The organism is Reyranella sp. (assembly GCF_965249915.1).
Taxonomy (GTDB): domain Bacteria; phylum Pseudomonadota; class Alphaproteobacteria; order Reyranellales; family Reyranellaceae; genus Reyranella.
This window is the reverse complement of sequence record NZ_OZ252257.1, coordinates 5,682,815-5,700,846: the sequence shown is the minus strand read 5'-3', so window position 1 is coordinate 5,700,846 and position 18,032 is coordinate 5,682,815. Positions and strand designations below refer to the sequence as shown.

Genomic DNA, 18,032 nt, shown 5'->3' with positions numbered 1-18,032 from the left:
GAGCGGTCAGGCCGCCTCGGGTTTCGGCGCGTAGAGGCCGGCGAGGTAGTTGGCCTTGGTCCGGGCGCGCGACAGCTTGCCGGACGAGGTGGTCGGCAGCCCCATGGTCGGCGGCACCAGGGCCACGTCGCAATCCACTGCGATCGCCTCGCGCACGGCGCCGGCGACGTCGCGGGCCAGATCGCTCCGCCCCTGCTCGCCCGTGACACGGGCCAACACAGCCACGACCACCCGTTCGCCCTCGCCGGTATCGATCGAGAAAGCCGCCGCGTCGCCATTCTTGACGACGCGCTTGGCCTCGATCGCCCACTCGATGTCCTGCGGCCAGACGTTACGGCCGTTGACGATGATCAGGTCCTTGGCGCGGCCGGTGACGACGATCTCGCCGTCCAGCATGTAACCGAGGTCGCCGGTGTCGAGCCAGCCGTTCACCAGCACCTCACGGCTGGCCTCGGGCTCGCCGAAATAGCCGGGCATGATGCTGGGACCGGACACGAAGATACGACCGACCTCGCGATCGGCCAGCACCGCACCGTCGGGCCCGCGCACTTCGAGGCGGTGCCCCGGCAGCACGCGGCCGCAGATCACGAAGCGGCGCGCCCGGTGATGGTCGGCGGGGTCCGCCGCCGGCACCGCACGCTGGATTTCGGCCAGCGCGGTGCGGTCGACCGCATCGGTACGCACGCCCGTGTCGTGCGGGCAGAAGGTGATGGCGAGACAGACCTCGGCCATGCCGTAGCTCGGGATGAAGGCTGTCGCGTCGAAGCCGAACGGCCGAAAAGTCGTGGCGAAGCGCTCCAGCACGTCGGCCCGCACCATGTCGCCGCCGATGCCGGCATGCCGCCAGCTGCGCAGGTCGAGATCGGGCGGCACCTGGGCCGCACCACGACGCACGGCGAGGTCGTAGCCGAAGCTCGGACTATAGGAGATGGTGCTGCGGTTACGGGAAATCAGATTCAACCACTGCATCGGCCGGCGCGCGAAGTCCCGCGGCGTCAGGTAGTCGATCGAGAGCTGGCTGGCCAACGGTCCCATCAGGAAGCCGATCAGCCCCATATCGTGATAGAGCGGCAGCCAGCTTATGGCGCGGTCGCCTTCGACGACGTCGAGCCCGGCCGGGCCCACCATGCCGGCAAGATTGGCCATCAGGGCGCGCTGTGTGATCTGCACACCGTGCGGATGACGCGTGCTGCCCGATGAAAACTGGATGTAGCAGAGATCGCCGGCCTCGAGCGGCCGCAGGTCGACCGGCTTCTCAGGCAGCGAATGGAGCACGTCCATGCCGCCGTGGAGGCGGATGGCGGGGAATTCCCGCGCGGCATCGGCCAGATAGCCCGCGAGATCGTCGAGCCCCACCGCGGCGACGGCACCTGACGCCGCGAACTGGCGGCGCAGCTGGTCGAGATAAGCGTCCTTGCCGCCGATCCCGACAGGAATGGATACCGGAACGGGCAGCAGGCCCGCATACTGGGCGCCGAAGAAGGAGTCGAAGAAGCCCGGCCAGGTATCGGCTGTGATCAGGATGCGCTCGCCGCGTGCGAAACCCGCGCCGATCAGCTTTCGGGCAACGACCTGTGCCCGGTCGCGGATCTCGCGCCAAGGCATAGCCGAGAGCTGTTCGCCCTTGGCATTATAAAAGGTCACCCCCGTCTCGCCCTGTGCCGCATAGTCGAGCATCTCGGGCACGGAGGCGAAACCCGCGCGACGCAGGGGCAGCTTGGAATTGCGAGTGGGCAGCAGTTTCATCGGAAGGCGGGTCTCCTAGCAGAGGGGTCGAAGCCCCTCAAGACGGGCGCTGCCGGCCGGCCGGCCCAAGTTGACACACCCGGACCCCGGTAAGATAGTGCCCGCCCCTCGCCAAAACCCGGAGTTTCCATCCCGGAATCGTCGGATCGGCGGGGGTTTTTGATTTTTGAGGGAGGCTCGCTGTGATTACGGCTGTTATGCCGACGTACGGTCGCAAGGACGTCGTGTTCGAACGCGGAGAGGGCAACTATCTCTACGCGGCGGACGGCCGACGTTACCTGGACTTTACGTCCGGCATCGCCGTGAACGCACTGGGTCACTGTCACCCCTATCTGGTCAAGGCGCTGACCGAGCAGGGCTCCAAGCTCTGGCACACCTCGAACCTGTTCCGGGTCGGCAACGGCGAGAAGCTGGCCAAGCGGCTGGTCGAGAACTCGTTCGCCGACACGATGTTCTTCTGCAATTCCGGCGCGGAAGCCATCGAGGGCGGCATCAAGCTGATCCGCAAGTATCAGTACATGAACGGCCAACCGCAGCGGTACAAGATCATCGCCTTCCAGGCGGCATTCCACGGCCGCCTGCTGAACGCGCTCGCCGCCACCGGCAACGAGAAGTACCTCGAAGGCTTCGGCCCGCCGGCGCCCGGCTATCGCCACGCGCCGCTGAACAACACCAACGTCGTCCGCGACATGGTCGACGACGAGACCGCCGGCATTCTGGTCGAACCGATCCAGGGCGAAGGCGGCATCCGCGCCACCACCCCGCAGTTCCTGAAGGATCTGCGCGCCATCTGCGACGAATTCGGCCTGCTGCTGTTCTACGACGAAATCCACACGGGTTTCGGCCGGACCGGCAAATTGTGGGGCTACGACTGGTCAGGCGTGAAGCCCGATGTCGCGGCGATCGCCAAGGGCATGGGCGGTGGCTTTCCGATCGGCGCCTTCATGGCGACCGAGAAGGCGGCCGTCGGCATGGTCCCCGGCACGCACGGCTCGACCTATGGCGGCAACCCGCTGGCCACGGGCGTCGCCAATGCGGTGCTCGATATCCTGCTGGCGCCCGGCTTCATCGAGGACGTGCGCGAGAAGGGCGAGTACCTGAAGGGCAAGCTCGAGGACCTCTGCAAGAAGCACCCCAAGGTGTTCGTCGAGCAGCGCGGCATGGGCTTCCTCCAGGGCCTGCAGTGCGCCCCGTCGGTCCCCGTGGGCGACATGGTGAACAAGCTGCAGTCGCTGGGTCTCCTGGTCCCGCCGGCCGGCGAGAACGTGGTGCGCATCTTCCCGGCGCTGATCGCCGACAAGGCCGCACTCGACGAGGGCATCGCGATTCTCGAACAGGCGGCGGAGTCGTTCGAGGCGGCGGCGAAGGCCGCCGAGTAGCCATGTCGACTCCCAAGCATTTCCTCGACCTCGACCAGGTCGATCCCAAGACGCTTCGCCAGATCCTCGATCACGGCAAGGCGATGAAAAAGGCACGGTCCAACGGCGGGCACGACCAGCCGCTGGCCGGCAAGACGCTCGCCATGATCTTCGAGAAGCCGTCGACGCGCACCCGCGTGTCGTTCGAGGTCGGCATGCGCGAACTTGGCGGCCAGACCATAATGCTGGGCCGTACCGACACCCAGCTCGGCCGCGGCGAGACGATCGCCGACACCGCGCGCGTGCTCAGCCGCTACGTCGACATCATCATGATGCGCACCACCGTCGAGGACAAACTCCTCGAGATGGCGAAGTACGCGACCGTGCCGGTGATCAACGGCCTCACCGACAAGACGCATCCCTGTCAGCTCATGGCCGACGTCATGACCTTCGAGGAGCATCGCGGCCCGATCCAGGGCAAGTCGGTGGTCTGGTCGGGCGACGGCAACAACATGGCGACCTCGTGGATCCATGCGGCCGTGCAGTTCGACTTCGAGCTGCGCATCGCCTGCCCGGCCGAGCTGACGCCGCCGGCCGACGTGGTCCAGTGGGCGGAGAAGTCGAAAGGCCGCATCTCGATCGGCCACGATCCCGAGAAGCTGGTGAAGGACGCCGATTGCGTCGTCACCGACACCTGGGTGTCGATGGGCGACGAGGATCCCGACAGCCCGAGCGCCGCGCGACGCCACAACCTGCTGCGCTCGTATCAGGTCGACAAGCACCTGATGAAGCAGGCCAAGAAGGACGCTATCTTCATGCACTGCCTGCCCGCGCATCGCGGCGAGGAAGTGACCGCCGAGGTGATCGACGGTCCGCAGTCGGTCGTGTTCGACGAAGCCGAGAACCGCCTGCACGCCCAGAAGAGCATCCTGGCCTGGTGCCTGTCTTGACGACAAATTCCCTCCCCCCGGCGGATGGGGGAGGGGTAGGGTGGGGGCGGCGAACGTGACTTCCGATGACTGGGACCGCGTCCTTCCTTTTCAGCTGGACGCGCTCGGCGTGCGCGGCCGGCTGGTCCGGCTGGGCTCCGTCCTCGACGAAGTGATCGAACGCCACGGCTATCCGTTGGCCGTGGCCCGGCCGCTCGCCGAGTCGATGGTGCTGTGCGCCACGCTCGCCACCTCGCTGAAATACGACGGCATCTTCACCCTGCAGATCAGCGGCGATGGACCGATCCGGCTGCTCGTCACCGACCTGACCAGCGACGGGGCGCTGCGCGGCTACGCGCAGTTCGATTCGTGGAAGCTCGCGATCGCGCTGGGCACCGGCAACGAGGACGTTCCCGACGGCTACATCCCCAAACTGTTCGGCCAGGGCCGACTCACCTTCACCGTCGACCAGGGCCAGTATACGGAGCGCTACCAGGGCGTCGTACCGCTCGAGGGTGCGACGCTCGCGGACTGCGCCCACACCTATTTCCGCCAATCCGAACAGCTGCCGACCGGCATCAAGATCACGGCACGCCGCGACGACACCGACGGCGGGCATCGCTGGCATGCGGCATCCCTCATGGTACAGCAGATGCCCGAGTTCGACGCCGGCCGGATGGACGTCGATGCCGAGCAGCGCGAGGACGACTGGCGCAAGGCCGTGATCCTGATGGCCTCGGCCACCGAAAAGGAAATGCTGGATCCGGCGCTGCCCGGTACCACCCTGCTGCATCGCCTGTTCCATCAGGAACAGCCCCGCGTCTTCGAGCGCCGCCCCTTCGCGGCTCGCTGCCGCTGCAGCCACGAGCGCATCGACAACGTGCTGCGCTCGATCCGGCGCGAGGAACTGGGCGATCTGCGCGACAAGACCGGCCGCGTTTCGGTGAAATGCGAGTTCTGCTCGACCGAGTACACCTACGACGACAGCGATCTCGACCGCGTTTACGCGCCGGCCGCCGAGGAGCCAGATCCGTCGAAGAGCGGCTTGTCGTAGAACACCGACCATTTGACGTCGGCGTAATCGAGAACCGGACCGCAGCGTGTGAAGCCGGAACGCTCATAAACTTTCCACGCCGCGTAGTGACGGTCGCCGGTCTCCAGCACGAGGCGCTTCAGCCCCTCGGCCCGCGCCATCGCCTCGATGCGCGCCACGATCTGCTCGCCGATCCTGCGGCCGCGATGGCTCGGCCGCGTGTACATGCGCTTGACCTCGCCGATGCCGTTGCCGTGCCGCTTCAGCGCCCCACAGGCCACCGCCACGCCGCCCTCGCGTGCGATGAAGACGGTGGTGTCTTCATCGGCCATCTGCTCGACGGTCAGATGATGGCAGTGCTCGGGCGGCGTCAGCTCCAGCAGGACGGCGTTCAGCTCGGCAACGAGCGTTCGGACTTCGTCCTGAAGAGGCGTTTCGACGGCGATCGTGAAGGACATGGAAGCTCGGCGCCCTTTCTTCTGACGACAATCAGCCGTTCGGCATCAGCACCTGCCGGACCGTGGCGACATCCTGCAGGCGGTCGAAGCCTTCGTTGAGCTGGTCGAAGCCGATTCGCTGGCTGACCATGCGGTCGACCGGCAGCTTGCCCTGCTGGTAGAGCGCGATGAAGCGCGGGATGTCCCGCACCGGCACGCAGCTTCCCATGTAGGAGCCCTTGATCGTCTTCTCCTCGCTGACAAGGCCGCTCTGCTTGAACGAGAAGTCGGCGGCGATCGGCGAGAGGCCGGCCGTCACGGTCGTGCCGCCCCAGCGCGTTACCAGATAGGCCGTCTCCATCGCCTTGATGGTGCCGGCGAGATCGAAGGCATAGTCGACGCCGCCATTTGTGAGATCGCGCACCTGCGTGACATGGTCGACGTCCTTGGCATTGACGGTGTCCGTTGCGCCGAGCTGGCGGGCGAGCCCGAGCTTCTCGTTCGACAGATCGATCGCCACGATGCGGCCGGCGCCCGCGAGCACCGCGCCCATCAGGCCGCTCAAGCCCACACCACCGAGGCCGACGATGGCCACTGAGCTGCCGGGCTCGATCTTACCGGTGTTCACGACGGCGCCCACGCCCGTGACGACGGCGCAGCCGAACAAAGCCGCCACGTCGAGCGGCAGGCTGCGGTCGATCACCACGATCGAGCCGCGGTCGACCACGGCATATTCGGCGTAACAGGAGACACCCGAGTGATGGTTCACCGGCTTGCCGTCCATGTGCAGACGGTGATGTCCCGAGAGCAGCTGGCCCGCCGCGCGCGGACTGATCGACCGCTCGCAGATATAAGGACGGCCTTCGAGGCAGCGCCGGCAGCGGCCGCAGCTCACGTTGAAGGTGAAGCAGACATGGTCGCCCACCTTCACGTCGTGCACGCCCGCGCCCACCTCGACGATCTCGCCCGAGCCCTCATGGCCCAGCACGATCGGCACGGGCCGCGGCCGGTCGCCGTTGATCAGCGACAGGTCGGAATGGCAGAGGCCGCCGCCGCCCACCTTGACCAGGACTTCGCCCTCGCCCGGCGGATCGAGGTCGACTTCGACGACCTGGATGGGCTTCGACTTCGCGAATGGGCGGGGCGCACCGCAGACCGTGAGAACGCCGGCTTTCATTTTCATGCGATTCCTCCATCGACCCGGACCAGCGATCCGGTAGTGAAACTCGACTTGCTCGACGCGAGATAGAGCGCAGCCGTCACGATTTCCTCCGGCTGGCCGCTGCGCTTCAGCGCCGCCGTCGGGTTGGCCTTGTGCTCCTCGGGCCACGCCTTGGACACGTCGGTCAGGAAACGGCCGGGCGAGATGGTGTTCACCCTCACCTTCGGCCCGTATTCGAAGGCGAAGGCCTCGGTGAGCGCGTTGAGCGCCGCTTTGGCGCCGGCATAGGGCGCGATCTGCGGTCGCGGGCGCAGCGCCCCGGCGCTCGACACGTTGATGATAGAGCCGCCCTCGCCCGCCGCCATCCGGCTGCCGACCAGCGACATCAGGCGGAACGGCGCCTTGAAGTTCAGCGACACGATACGGTCGAACAGCTGCTCCGAGGTTTCCAGCGACGACGGGGCGAGCGGCGAGGAGCCGGCATTGTTGACCAGGATGTCGATCTTGCCGAAGGTGGCGTAGGCGGCCTCCACCATACCGTCTAGTTCGGGCCAGTTGGCAACGTTGCAGGCATAGGTTGCCGCCTTGCGGCCCATCCCCCGCACCTCGGCGGCGACCTTGTCGCAGGTTTCCAGCTTGCGGCTGGTGATGAAGACGTCGGCACCGTGCTCGGCGAAAGCCTTCACCATCTGGTAGCCCAGCCCGCGACTACCGCCGGTAACGAGGGCAACTTTGCCCGTGAGATCGAAGTGGTTGGTCATGATGAGAGGCCCGGTCAAAAAAGGATCATGACAGAAGCATAGCGTCAGTTCCTTGCTTAGTGGCATGTCACTTGCTTAGTCTGTCTTCGGAGCGAAACAGCAGGCCGTCATGAGCATCCACGTCGCGCTGCATCATCGGACGACCTATCGGTACGACCGACCCATCGAACTGGGACCGCAGATCGTGCGTCTGCGTCCGGCCCCCCACAGCCGGACCCCCGTCCTTTCCTATTCGCTGAAGGTCACCCCGGCCCAGCATTTCATCAACTGGCAACAGGATCCGCAGGGAAATCACCTCGCCCGGCTGGTGTTTCCGGAGAAGACCGACCTGTTCGAGGTCACGGTCGACCTGGTGGCCGACATGTCGGTCATCAACCCTTTCGACTTCTTCCTCGAACCCTCGGCCGAGACATGGCCCTTCGCCTACGATGCCTCGCTGGCCGAGGAGATCGCGCCGTTTCGCAAGCTGGAACCGCTGGGGCCGAAACTGTCGGCCTGGCTCGCCACGGTCGACCGCAAGAAGCAGCGCACCATCGATTTCATCGTCGGCCTGAACGCCCGTCTGCAAAGCGAGATCGGCTACATCGTCCGCATGGAACCGGGCGTGCAGAGCTGCGAGGAGACCCTCACCAGCGCCAAGGGATCCTGCCGTGATACCGGCTGGCTGCTGGTCATGATCATGCGCCACCTGGGCTTCGCCGCGCGATTCGCGTCGGGCTACCTGATCCAGCTCGTGGCCGACGAAAAGCCGCTGGAGGGTCCCGACGGGCCGACGCACGATTTCACCGATCTCCATGCCTGGTGCGAGGTCTACCTGCCGGGCGCCGGCTGGATCGGACTCGACCCGACCTCGGGCCTGCTGACCGGCGAGGGCCACATCCCGCTCGCCTGCACCCCCGAGCCGTCGAGCGCGGCCCCGGTAGAGGGGGCCATCGAGAAGGCCGAGGTCGAGTTCGATCACGAAATGACCGTGTCGCGCGTGCGCGAGACGCCGCGCACGACCAAGCCCTACACCGAGGAGCAGTGGGCCACGCTGCTCAAAGTGGGCGAAGCGATCGAGCGCGACATCGGCAAACACGACGTGCGCCTCACGATGGGCGGCGAGCCGACCTTCGTGTCGGTCGACGACATGGACGGGCCGGAATGGAATACGCTGGCGCTCGGCCCCGAAAAGCGGCGGCTGGCCGGCGTGCTGTTCCGCAAGCTCGCGCATCGTTTCGCCACGGGGCCGCTGCTGCATTTCGGCCAGGGCAAATGGTATCCCGGCGAGCAGCTGCCGCGCTGGGCGCTCGGCTGCTACTGGCGCAAGGACGGCGAGCCGATCTGGCGCAATCCGCAGCTCTATGCCCTGGAGTCCAAGCCGGTCGGCGCCACCGTCGAGGCCGCGCACCGCTTTGCGCTCGCCTTCGCGCACCGTCTCCAGCTCGACCCCGACTATCTTTTCCCGGCCTACGAGGACACCTGGTACTATCTGTGGCGCGAACGGCGCCTGCCCAGCAACGTTCTCGTCGACGAAGCCAAGGTGAAGGATCCGCTGGAGCGCGAGCGTCTGGCGCGCGTCTTCGAGAAGGGGCTCGAAAGCTCGGTCGGCTACGTGCTGCCAGTCATTCGGGATCACAATGGGCGCGGCCATAACGGGAGCGGCAACGGGCATGCACCTCGCTGGAAGAGCGGTCCGTGGTTCCTGCGCTCGGAGAAGTGCTACCTGATTCCCGGTGATTCGCCGATCGGCTACCGCCTGCCGCTCGATTCGTTGCCCTGGGCGGCGCCCGGCGACACCGACGTCATCGTCCAGCCCGACCCCATGGCGCCGCACCCCGACTTGCCGCCGCTCGATGCGTTCCGGCGCGCGCCGGTGCTGCGCCGCCAGGAGCCCGGCCTCGCAGCCGATACGGCCGGCGATGCCGAAGCGCGCCGCGAGGCGTGGCGGCGCGCGCTGGCGCCCAACACGGGCCTCGGGCCCGCGGTCGGCGCTTCGGCCGCCGGTATCGTGCGCACCGCGATGGCCTTCGAGCCGCGCGAAGGACATCTCCACGTCTTCATGCCGCCGACCGAGCGCATGGAGGATTATCTCGACCTTGTGACGGCGCTCGAGGATACGGCCGAGGAGCTGGGCCAGCCGATCTTCCTCGAAGGCTACACACCGCCCAACGATCCGCGCGTCCTGAACTTCAGTGTCACGCCCGATCCCGGCGTGATCGAGGTCAACATCCATCCCTCGGCGACCTGGACCGACCTCGTCGAGCGCACCGAGATCGTCTACGAGGAAGCGCGCACGACCCGGCTCGGGGCGCAGAAATTCATGATCGACGGGCGCCACACCGGCACCGGCGGCGGCAACCATTTCGTGCTGGGCGGACCGTCGGCCGCCGACTCGCCGATGCTGCGACGGCCCGATCTGCTGAAGAGCCTGCTGGGATACTGGCTGAACCATCCGTCGCTCTCCTATCTCTTCTCGGGCCTGTTCATCGGCCCGACCAGCCAGCACCCGCGTGTGGACGAAGCGCGCAACGATGCGCTGCACGAGCTGGAGATCGCGTTCAAGCAGATCGCGCCGGGACGACAGACCCCGCCGTGGCTGGTCGATCGTGTGTTCCGCAATCTGCTGGTCGACGCGACCGGCAATGCCCATCGCACCGAGTTCTGCATCGACAAGCTCTTCACGCCCGACGCCGCAGCCGGCCGTCGCGGCCTGCTCGAGCTGCGCGCCTTCGAGATGCCGCCGCACTGGCGCATGAGCGTGGCGCAGCAGGCACTGCTGCGCGGCCTCGTGGCCAAATTCTGGGACCGCCCGTACGAACGGCCGCTCAGCCGCTGGGGCACGCGCCTGCACGACGATTTCATGCTGCCGCATTTCGTGTGGCAGGACTTCAACGACGTGCTCTCCGACCTCGGCGAGGCCGGTTACGCGTTCTCGCCCGACTGGTTCGCACCGCATTTCGAGTTCCGCTTCCCGCGGCTGGGTGAAGTCGCGCAGCGCGGCCTCGAGCTCGAACTGCGGCACGCGCTGGAGCCGTGGCACGTGCTCGGCGAAGAGCCGGGCGGCGGCGGCACGGTGCGCTACGTCGATTCCACGGTCGAGCGCCTGCAGGTCAAGGTCGCCGGGCTCAACGAACAGCGCCATGTCATTGCCTGCAACGGCTGGAAGCTGCCGCTGCGCGCCACCGGCACGGCCGGAGAATACGTGGCGGGCGTGCGCTATCGGGCCTGGCAGGCCGCCAACTCGCTGCACCCGACCATCGGTGTGCACGCGCCGCTCACCTTCGACATCCACGATTCGTGGAGCGGCCGTTCGATCGGCGGCTGCACCTATCACGTGGCTCACCCGGGCGGCCGAAACTACGACCGCGTGCCGGTCAATGCCAACGAGGCCGAGGCGCGGCGGCGTGCCCGTTTCTTCGCCATCGGCCACACCGGCGGACTGTCGCCGGAACCCCGTCCCCTGGACAATCCCGAACATCCGCTTACGCTCGACCTGCGCAGGGCCTAGGGCCTATATTCCGCCGTCTCGAAACTTCATTCGTTACCAATCTGTTGCGGGCCCATGGAGTCGTTGCGCGGCCTCTCATCCTCGCCGGCAAGCGCGTACGACGAACTGGTCACCGGCCAGAAGTCGATCCGCTATCACTGGCAAGGTATCCTGAGCGTCATCCGCTCGCTTCCGGGCGGGCTAGGCGAACGCGTGGAGAGTGCTCGCCGGCAACTCGCGGAATCGGGCGCGACCGTCAACCTGCTGGACGATCGCGGCTCGGCACGCTGGAGCTTCGACCCGCTGCCGGTGGTCATCGCGCCCGACGAATGGGCCAGTCTCGAGGCCGGCCTGATCCAGCGTGCGCGCCTGCTCGACAGGGTTCTGGCCGATATCTACGGGCCGCAGACGCTGCTGAAGAAGCAGTTGCTGCCGCCGATGCTGGTCCACGCCAACCGGCAATTCCAGCGCCCCGCCCAGGTCACCGATGGCGCCGCGCCGCAGGCCTATCTCGGCAACTACGCCGTCGACCTGGTCCGGCTGAGCAACGGGCGCTGGCATGTCCTGGCCGACCATACCGAGCTTCCCGCCGGCGTCGGCTATGCCCTCGAGATGCGCCGCGTGCTGGCGCGCAGCCTTCCCGAAGCGTTTCGCTCCATTCCAGTCCGTCATCTCCGGCCCTTCGTCGACCGCTGGCACGAATCACTGCGCTCGATGGCGCCTCCCTCCGTGGACCAACCGAACATGGCGGTGCTGACGCCGGGTTCGCTGTCAGCCACCTATTTCGAGCACGTCTATCTTTCGCGTGCGCTGGGGGTGCCGCTGGTCGAGGGCGGCGATATGGTGGCGCGCGATGGCCAGGTCTCGATCAAGACGCTGGCCGGGCTGCGGCCCGTGCACGTGTTGCTGCGGCGACTCGACAGCGCCTTCGCCGATCCCTTGGAAATGCGCGCCGATTCCGCTCTCGGCGTCACCGGACTGGTGGAGGCCACACGCAGCGGCAACATCTCGCTCGCCAACGCGCTGGGATCGGGTGTCGTCGAAACCCCGGCGATCATGCCGTTTCTCGAGGGGCTGAGCGAACACCTGCTGGGCGAGAAGCTCCGGCTCCCGTCGCTCGACGTGTGGTGGCTGGGCGAGCCGGCCGCGCTCAGCTTCGCCCTGGCCAATCTCGACCTCATGATCGTGCGTCCCTGCCTCGGCCAGGACCGCGAGCCCATCGTCGTCGGCATGCTGGAGCCGGCCGACCGCAAGGCGCTGGTCGAGCGCATCCGCGCCCAGCCCGGCCAGTATGTGGCGCAGTATCCCATGACGCCGTCGCTCACGCCCAAATGGGACGGGCAGGCGCTGGTGCCTTCAGCCGTCGTGTTGCGCGCCTTCGTGGTGGCCGACCACGATACCTATCATGTGCTGCCGGGCGGCCTTGCCCGCGAGCCCGATGGCGACACCGCGTTACGCGCGTTGGGTCGCCTGCACGGCACCCTGAAGGACGTATGGGTGCTGGCCGAGGATGCGGCCGACGTCCAGCTGCCGACGACCCGGCGCTTCCACCAGCTCGCCGTCGAACGCGGCACCGCCGACCTCCAGAGCCGCGTCGCCGACAATCTCTTCTGGCTCGGCCGCTACATCGAGCGCCTCGACAACGATGCGCGTCTGTTGCGCACGACGGCGTCGCGGGTGGCACAAGGCGCCGTCGGGCCGCGCGACGCCGTCGAGCTCAGGCTGCTCGGCCGGCTGCTCGACCGGGCCAACCTGATGGACCACACCTCGGCGCTGGCTCCCCCCGAAAGCGCGCTGTTCCAACAGGGCCTGGCCGCCGTCGCGGCCGACGATCGCGGCCTCGCCATCGTGCTCGACGGCATCCAGCGCCTCACCGCCACCATGCGCGACCGCTTCTCGGTCGACATGACGACCGCCGCCGGCCCCGAGATGGTCGAGGTCCGCAAGCGCCTGCTGGCGGCGCGCGGCAACCTCGACCCCCTGCTGGCCGCGCTCGACGAGATCGTGCGCTTCGTCGCCACGCTCTCGGGTCTGGCGCAGGAGAACATGACGCGCGGCACCGGCTGGCGCTTCCTCGATCTCGGCCGCCGCATCGAACGCGGGTTGCACGTCATCAATGCCGCACTGGGCCCCTTCACCCTTTCGCCGATCGACTGGGACGCCGCGATGCGCCTGGCGCTCGAACTTTGCGACAGCACCATCACCTACCGCACGCGCTATCTCGGGCAGCTCCAGCCCGCGCCGGTCCTCGACCTCGTGATCCTCGATGATGCCAATCCGCGCGGGCTGGTGTTCCAGCTTCGCACCATCAAGGGCCATCTCGACTATCTGGCGCGTGCATCGGGCTTCAGGGTTCCCGCGCTGCCGGACTCGCTGGAGAAGGATCTCGAAGCGGTGGTCCGCCAGTTCGGCGGCGATGAACAGGCATGGCGCCACGAAGGACTGGCGCTGGCCATGCTGCGCGATGTCACCTCCGACACCGAGCAGCAGCTCGACAGGCTGTCGGAGGCGATCACGCGCGCCTACTTCTCCCACGTGCCTGCGGCGCAGGCCGTCGGCTCCTCCGGCGACTGATCGGCAGAGGCTGACCGTGCATTACCTGCTCTCTCACCGCACGACCTACACCTACGCCAGCACGGTGGACTCGGCGCACCATATCGCCCACCTGCGGGCGCGCAATTTTCCGGGCCAGAAGGTCAGCTCGATCAGCGTCAAGACGAGCCCGGTGCCGGCCCTGGCCGTCCAGCATCTCGATCATTTCGGCAACCACATCGACATCTACAGGATCGACAAGCCGCACACGCGCTTCGATATCGAAGTGCGGGCCGAAATCGACGTTCGCTTTCCCGAACCGCCCGCCGCCACCTCGACACCGCCCTGGGAGGACATCAGGGCATCTCTTCTGGGCGACGGATTTCCGCATCCGGTCGAAGCGAGCGAATTCATCTACGATTCACCGCTGGTGCCGAGCGTCGAAGCGCTGCGGGTCTACGGCGCCCAATCCTTTACCGCCGGACGCCCCATCCTCGAAGCGGCGCGCGAGCTGACCTCGCGCATCAGGAAGGACTTCGAATATCACCCCGGCGCGACCGATATCTCGACGCCGCTCGCCGACGTCTTTGCCGGCAAGGCCGGCGTCTGCCAGGACTTCGCCCATGTAGAGATCGCGGCGCTGCGCGCCCACGGCCTCGCGGCGGGCTACGTCTCGGGATACATCCGCACGATCAATTCCAAGGACGACATCGCGCTACGCGGTGCCGACGCCAGCCACGCCTGGGTGGCCGTGTGGTGCGGCGAGGCTGCCGGCTGGATCCATCTGGACCCGACCAACGATCTGGTCGCACACGAGGACCATGTCGTCGTGGCCTGGGGCCGCGACTTCTCCGACGTGAGCCCGTTGCGTGGCGTCATCCTGGGCGGCGACTCCCACTCATACGGAGTCGCCGTCTCGTTGATACCGACGCGTTTGACGGACTGAAGATCAGCCGCCCAGAAAGTCCTTCGTCCAGCGCGCATAGTCGGCGTCGCGCGTCACCTTCTTCATCAGCTCGGGGCTGGCCACGCCCTGCAGCTTCGACGGCTGCGTGCCGTCGCGCAGCGCCTTCAGCGTGTCGTACACGGCCTTCACGGCTGCGGCGAAAGGCTGGTGGCCCTGCAGGGCAATGCGAACCCGGCGCGCACCAAGATAGGCCAGGTCGGTGAGGTCGCCCGACACGCCGCCCAGGATGATTGGCAGCGTCGTCGCAGCGGAAATGGCGTCGAGCTCGGCGCGCGTGCGGACGCCCACGAAGAACAGCGCGTCGACACCCGCCGCCTCGTAGGCCTTGCCGCGGGCGATCGCGTCGTCCAGCCCCGTGATGGTGATCGCGCTGGTGCGGCCGGCGATGCACAGCGCCGGGTCCTGCCGGCCGCCGAGCGCGGCCTTCATCTTGGCCACGCCCTCGTCGATCGAGATCAGCCGCGGCGTGGTGGTGCCGTACGGCGTCGGCAGATCGGTATCCTCGAGGCTGAGGCCGCAGACGCCGGCCGTTTCGAGTTCCTCGACGGTGCGGCGGGCGTTCAGCGCGTTGCCGTAGCCATGATCGGCATCGACCATGAGCGGCAGGTTGCCGGCCCGATTGATCCGGTACGCTTGGCCGGCAAACTCGCTCAAGGTCAGGACGATCAGGTCCGGCGCGCCCAGCACGGTCATGGAGGCGACCGAGCCGGCGAACATGCCGATCTCGAAGCCCAGATCCTCTGCGATTCGGGCGGAGATCGGATCGAACACCGAGCCCGGATGGATACAGCGGTCGCCCGCGAGCAGTGCCCGGAAACGCGTCCGACGGTCGGTCCAATGCATGATGATCATCCCCCCCAATGCGCCTTCTCTTTAGCAAAGGAGGGGGCTGCCATGCAGCGATGCATTTCGACGGGCAAACAGGGCACCGGCTGCGTCTTGCCGGTCGTTCGCCCCGAGGCGTAGCGTGACGGCCAGGACGCGATGAAGTGCGCGGCATCCGTCCAAAACAAAGCGCACGGGGGAAATGCCATGTTCGATGTTCTCGACCGGCAGACCAAGTTGACCGGCAACCAGAAGAAGATCATCGCCGCGGCGGTGATCGGCGACGCACTCGAATTCTTCGATTACTTTCTCATCGGCTTCGTTCTCGCGTTCCTGATCGGGCCGTGGAAACTCACCTTCGGACAGTCGGCCATCGTACTGCTGTCGTCCGGCGTGGGCGCCATCCTCGGCGCCTACATCTGGGGTTGGCTCGCCGACCGCATCGGCCGTCGCAAGGTGTTCATCGGCACCGTGCTGAACTTCTCGATCGCCACCGGCCTGCTCTACTTCACGCCGGAGAACGGCTGGATCTACATCACCATCATGCGCTTCTTCGTGGGCTTCGGCGTCGGCGGCCTCTACTGCGTCGATCTTCCGCTGGTCCAGGAATTCGTGCCGGCACGCAAGCGTGGCTGGGTCGGCGGCCTCGTGACCTGCGTCATCCCGCTCGGCGTCGGACTCGGTGCGGTGCTGGGCGCCTTCATGGGCGCAGACCAATGGCGCCTGCTGTTCGCCATCGGCGTGCTGCCGTCGCTCATGGTCCTGGTGGTTCGCCTGTGGGTGCCGGAATCGCCAGTCTGGCTCGTGCGCCAAGGCCGCTACGAAGAAGCCCGCAAGTCGCTGGCCTGGGCACTGCAGATGAAGCCCGAGGAGCTGCCGCTGCCGCGAGCGCCGGTGGTCGAGCCGCCCAAGGTGAGCTGGTTCGACCTCTTCAAGTATCCGCGTAGCCTGCTGGTCTCCTGGCTCGGCAATGCCGGCGCGCAGACGGGCGTGTACGGCGTCACCCTGTGGGCGCCCTCGCTGTTCGTGCTGCTTCTGAAGGTGACGCCGCAGGAAGCCGCCAAGATGATGATCCTGCTCACCGTCATGGGGTTCCTCGGCCGCCTGTCTTTTTCCTACCTGTCGGACAAGATCGGACGGCGGGCCGGCGGCGGCCTGATCGGGCTGGGCGCCGGCGTGCTGATCATCGTGGCGGGCTACAACTACAATGCGACGATCATGGGGCTTTCGGCCCTGTGGCTGCTGCTGGCGCTGGCCTTCTTCTTCGCCGATGGCGGCTTCGCGATCGTCGGTCCGTACGCTGCCGAGGTCTGGCCCTCGCATCTGCGCACCACCGGCATGGGCTCGGCCTACGGCTTCGGCGGCATCGGCAAGATCATCGGGCCGCTCGGCCTGGCGTTGATCGTCGGGTCGAACAACTACCTGAAGCCGGACGTGCCGCTGCCGCAAATTCCCACGGCCTTTCTCTATCTGGGCTGCTGGTTCCTGATGGCCGGCGTGGTCTATTATTTCTTCGGGATGGAAACCAAGGGCAAGTCGATCGCGCAGATCGACAGGGAACTGGCGCCCGCCTGATGCACACGCATTTTCGAAGAGGATGATCGTGGATACGCTGATCCCGTCCGCCGCCGACCTCGCCGGCGACCCTGACCTAATCTCCCGCGCCGAAGCCGTGCGGCCGGCCGTCGAGGCCGCTTCCAACGAGATCGAGGAGACGCGCCGGCTGCCGCCCGCGCTGCTCGACAAGCTTCACGAGGCACAGCTGTTCCGGCTGCTGTTGCCGAGATCGTCGAACGGGATCGAAACCGATCCCGTGACCTTCTTCCATATCATCGAGACGATCGCCCGCGGTGACGCGTCCGCGGCCTGGTGCCTGAGCCAGGCCGGCGGGTGCGCCATGTCGGCAGCCTATCTCGACCTGCCTGTCGCCCGTGCGATCTTCGGCGATGATCCCCGTGCCGTGCTGGCCTGGGGCCCGGGTCCCAAGGTCAGGGCCGTCGAATGCGAAGGCGGCTACCGCGTAACCGGTGTCTGGGCCTTCGCATCCGGTGGCCGTCACGCCACCTGGCTGGGCGCCCACTGCCCGATCTTCAAGGCCGACGGCTCGCCGCGGCTCGACGAGACGGGCCGGCAGCAGGAACGCACCATGCTGGTGCGCACCGGCGACGTGGTCTGGACGGATATCTGGAACACGGTGGGCCTGCGCGGTACGGCGAGCGACCAGTTCGCGCTCGACGATTTCTTCGTGCGTGCCGACCATTCGATCACCCGCGACTTCGAGCTCGAATGCCGCGAGGCCGGCCCGCTCTACAGGATGGGTGCCGGCACCTGCTATCAGGTCGGCTTCGCGGGCGTGGCCTGCGGCATCGCCCGCGGCGCACTCGACTGCTTCCTCGACGTCGCCCGCAACAAGGTCCCGCGCGGCCTCAAGAGCCCGCTGCGCGACAATGCCGTGGTGCAGTCCAACCTTGCGCAGGCCGAGGTCAATCTCCGCGCCGCACGCGCCTTCGTGCTGCAGTCGATGGCCGGCATCTGGAAGGACCTCTCGGCGGGGAACAAGATCACCGTCGAGCAGCGCATCACCGTCCGCATGGCCGCAACCAACGCCATTCACAAGGCCAAGGACGCCGTCGACTTCGCCTACAACGCAGCCGGCGCCACGGCGATCTTCGAGAACCACCCGCTGCAGCGCCGGTTCCGTGACATCCATACCGTGACCCAGCAACTGCAGGGCCGGCTTTCCCATTTCGAGACCGTGGGCGCCTGGATGATGGGCGCCGATGCCGATCTCACGTTCGTCTGACCTGATCCCC

At 67.0% G+C, this 18,032-nt stretch carries 13 protein-coding genes; 8 read left to right on the top strand and 5 right to left on the bottom strand.

Going from position 1 to position 18,032, the window contains the following annotated elements:
- Positions 1-6: 6 nt before the first annotated feature.
- The gene (locus ACP15H_RS28055; RefSeq protein WP_425069410.1) at positions 7-1,746 is read right to left on the bottom strand and encodes a fatty acyl-AMP ligase; all 1,740 of its coding nucleotides are present in this window, start codon (positions 1,744-1,746) and stop codon (positions 7-9) included.
- Positions 1,747-1,928: 182 nt separating this feature from the next.
- Here ACP15H_RS28055 and ACP15H_RS28050 point away from each other — a divergent pair, with 182 nt between their 5' ends.
- The 3 genes from ACP15H_RS28050 to ACP15H_RS28040 are packed head-to-tail and all read left to right on the top strand — an operon-like array spanning position 1,929 to position 5,087.
- Positions 1,929-3,125 (top strand): aspartate aminotransferase family protein, encoded by a 1,197-nt coding sequence (locus ACP15H_RS28050; RefSeq protein WP_425069409.1) that lies wholly within the window; start codon positions 1,929-1,931, stop codon positions 3,123-3,125.
- 2 nt (positions 3,126-3,127) lie between these two features.
- Positions 3,128-4,054, top strand: coding sequence for an ornithine carbamoyltransferase (gene argF / locus ACP15H_RS28045; protein WP_425069408.1), 927 nt, complete (start codon positions 3,128-3,130; stop codon positions 4,052-4,054).
- A gap of 55 nt (positions 4,055-4,109) precedes the next feature.
- The gene (locus ACP15H_RS28040; protein ID WP_425069407.1) at positions 4,110-5,087 is read left to right on the top strand and encodes an Hsp33 family molecular chaperone HslO; all 978 of its coding nucleotides are present in this window, start codon (positions 4,110-4,112) and stop codon (positions 5,085-5,087) included.
- On the opposite strand, the gene ACP15H_RS28035 is transcribed toward ACP15H_RS28040, so the two are convergent.
- The 3 genes from ACP15H_RS28035 to ACP15H_RS28025 are packed head-to-tail and all read right to left on the bottom strand — an operon-like array spanning position 5,036 to position 7,444.
- Positions 5,036-5,524 (bottom strand): GNAT family N-acetyltransferase, encoded by a 489-nt coding sequence (locus ACP15H_RS28035; protein ID WP_425069406.1) that lies wholly within the window; start codon positions 5,522-5,524, stop codon positions 5,036-5,038. The two genes, ACP15H_RS28040 and ACP15H_RS28035, sit on opposite strands and share 52 nt — an antisense overlap.
- A gap of 31 nt (positions 5,525-5,555) precedes the next feature.
- On the bottom strand, positions 5,556-6,686 hold the full coding sequence (locus ACP15H_RS28030; protein WP_425069405.1) for a zinc-binding dehydrogenase: 1,131 nt from the start codon (positions 6,684-6,686) through the stop codon (positions 5,556-5,558).
- Complete coding sequence (locus tag ACP15H_RS28025) at positions 6,683-7,444, bottom strand: SDR family NAD(P)-dependent oxidoreductase (RefSeq protein WP_425069404.1); 762 nt, start codon at positions 7,442-7,444, stop codon at positions 6,683-6,685. Before ACP15H_RS28025 ends, ACP15H_RS28030 begins: the two co-directional genes overlap by 4 nt.
- A gap of 91 nt (positions 7,445-7,535) precedes the next feature.
- Here ACP15H_RS28025 and ACP15H_RS28020 point away from each other — a divergent pair, with 91 nt between their 5' ends.
- Genes ACP15H_RS28020 through ACP15H_RS28010 form a run of 3 tightly spaced genes read left to right on the top strand, consistent with a single transcriptional unit; the run spans position 7,536 to position 14,373 of the window.
- Entirely contained in the window at positions 7,536-10,916 is a 3,381-nt protein-coding gene (locus ACP15H_RS28020) for a DUF2126 domain-containing protein (protein WP_425069403.1), read from the top strand.
- Positions 10,917-10,970: 54 nt separating this feature from the next.
- Entirely contained in the window at positions 10,971-13,469 is a 2,499-nt protein-coding gene (locus ACP15H_RS28015) for a circularly permuted type 2 ATP-grasp protein (protein WP_425069402.1), read from the top strand.
- A 16-nt stretch (positions 13,470-13,485) separates the two neighbouring features.
- A complete protein-coding gene (locus tag ACP15H_RS28010; RefSeq protein WP_425069401.1) occupies positions 13,486-14,373 on the top strand; it encodes a transglutaminase family protein in 888 nt (295 codons plus the stop codon).
- 3 nt (positions 14,374-14,376) lie between these two features.
- On the opposite strand, the gene ACP15H_RS28005 is transcribed toward ACP15H_RS28010, so the two are convergent.
- Complete coding sequence (locus ACP15H_RS28005; protein WP_425069400.1) at positions 14,377-15,237, bottom strand: isocitrate lyase/PEP mutase family protein; 861 nt, start codon at positions 15,235-15,237, stop codon at positions 14,377-14,379.
- 189 nt (positions 15,238-15,426) lie between these two features.
- Between ACP15H_RS28005 and ACP15H_RS28000 the strand changes: the two genes are divergently transcribed.
- Both ACP15H_RS28000 and ACP15H_RS27995 read left to right on the top strand, forming a co-directional pair.
- Positions 15,427-16,794, top strand: coding sequence for an MFS transporter (locus ACP15H_RS28000; protein WP_425069399.1), 1,368 nt, complete (start codon positions 15,427-15,429; stop codon positions 16,792-16,794).
- A gap of 28 nt (positions 16,795-16,822) precedes the next feature.
- Positions 16,823-18,022, top strand: a complete 1,200-nt coding sequence (locus tag ACP15H_RS27995; RefSeq protein ID WP_425069398.1) for an acyl-CoA dehydrogenase family protein — start codon at positions 16,823-16,825, stop codon at positions 18,020-18,022.
- Positions 18,023-18,032: the final 10 nt, after the last annotated feature.

What these genes read in the sequence shown, in the direction of transcription:
- ACP15H_RS28030 (WP_425069405.1), bottom strand. Translation starts at nt 6,686, where the DNA reads ATGAAAATGAAAGCCGGCGTTCTCACGGTCTGCGGTGCGCCCCGCCCA.
- argF (WP_425069408.1), top strand. Translation starts at nt 3,128, where the DNA reads ATGTCGACTCCCAAGCATTTCCTCGACCTCGACCAGGTCGATCCCAAG.
- ACP15H_RS28015 (WP_425069402.1), top strand. Translation starts at nt 10,971, where the DNA reads ATGGAGTCGTTGCGCGGCCTCTCATCCTCGCCGGCAAGCGCGTACGAC.
- ACP15H_RS28055 (WP_425069410.1), bottom strand. Translation starts at nt 1,746, where the DNA reads ATGAAACTGCTGCCCACTCGCAATTCCAAGCTGCCCCTGCGTCGCGCG.
- ACP15H_RS28035 (WP_425069406.1), bottom strand. Translation starts at nt 5,524, where the DNA reads ATGTCCTTCACGATCGCCGTCGAAACGCCTCTTCAGGACGAAGTCCGA.
- ACP15H_RS28020 (WP_425069403.1), top strand. Translation starts at nt 7,536, where the DNA reads ATGAGCATCCACGTCGCGCTGCATCATCGGACGACCTATCGGTACGAC.
- ACP15H_RS28000 (WP_425069399.1), top strand. Translation starts at nt 15,427, where the DNA reads ATGTTCGATGTTCTCGACCGGCAGACCAAGTTGACCGGCAACCAGAAG.
- ACP15H_RS28005 (WP_425069400.1), bottom strand. Translation starts at nt 15,237, where the DNA reads ATGCATTGGACCGACCGTCGGACGCGTTTCCGGGCACTGCTCGCGGGC.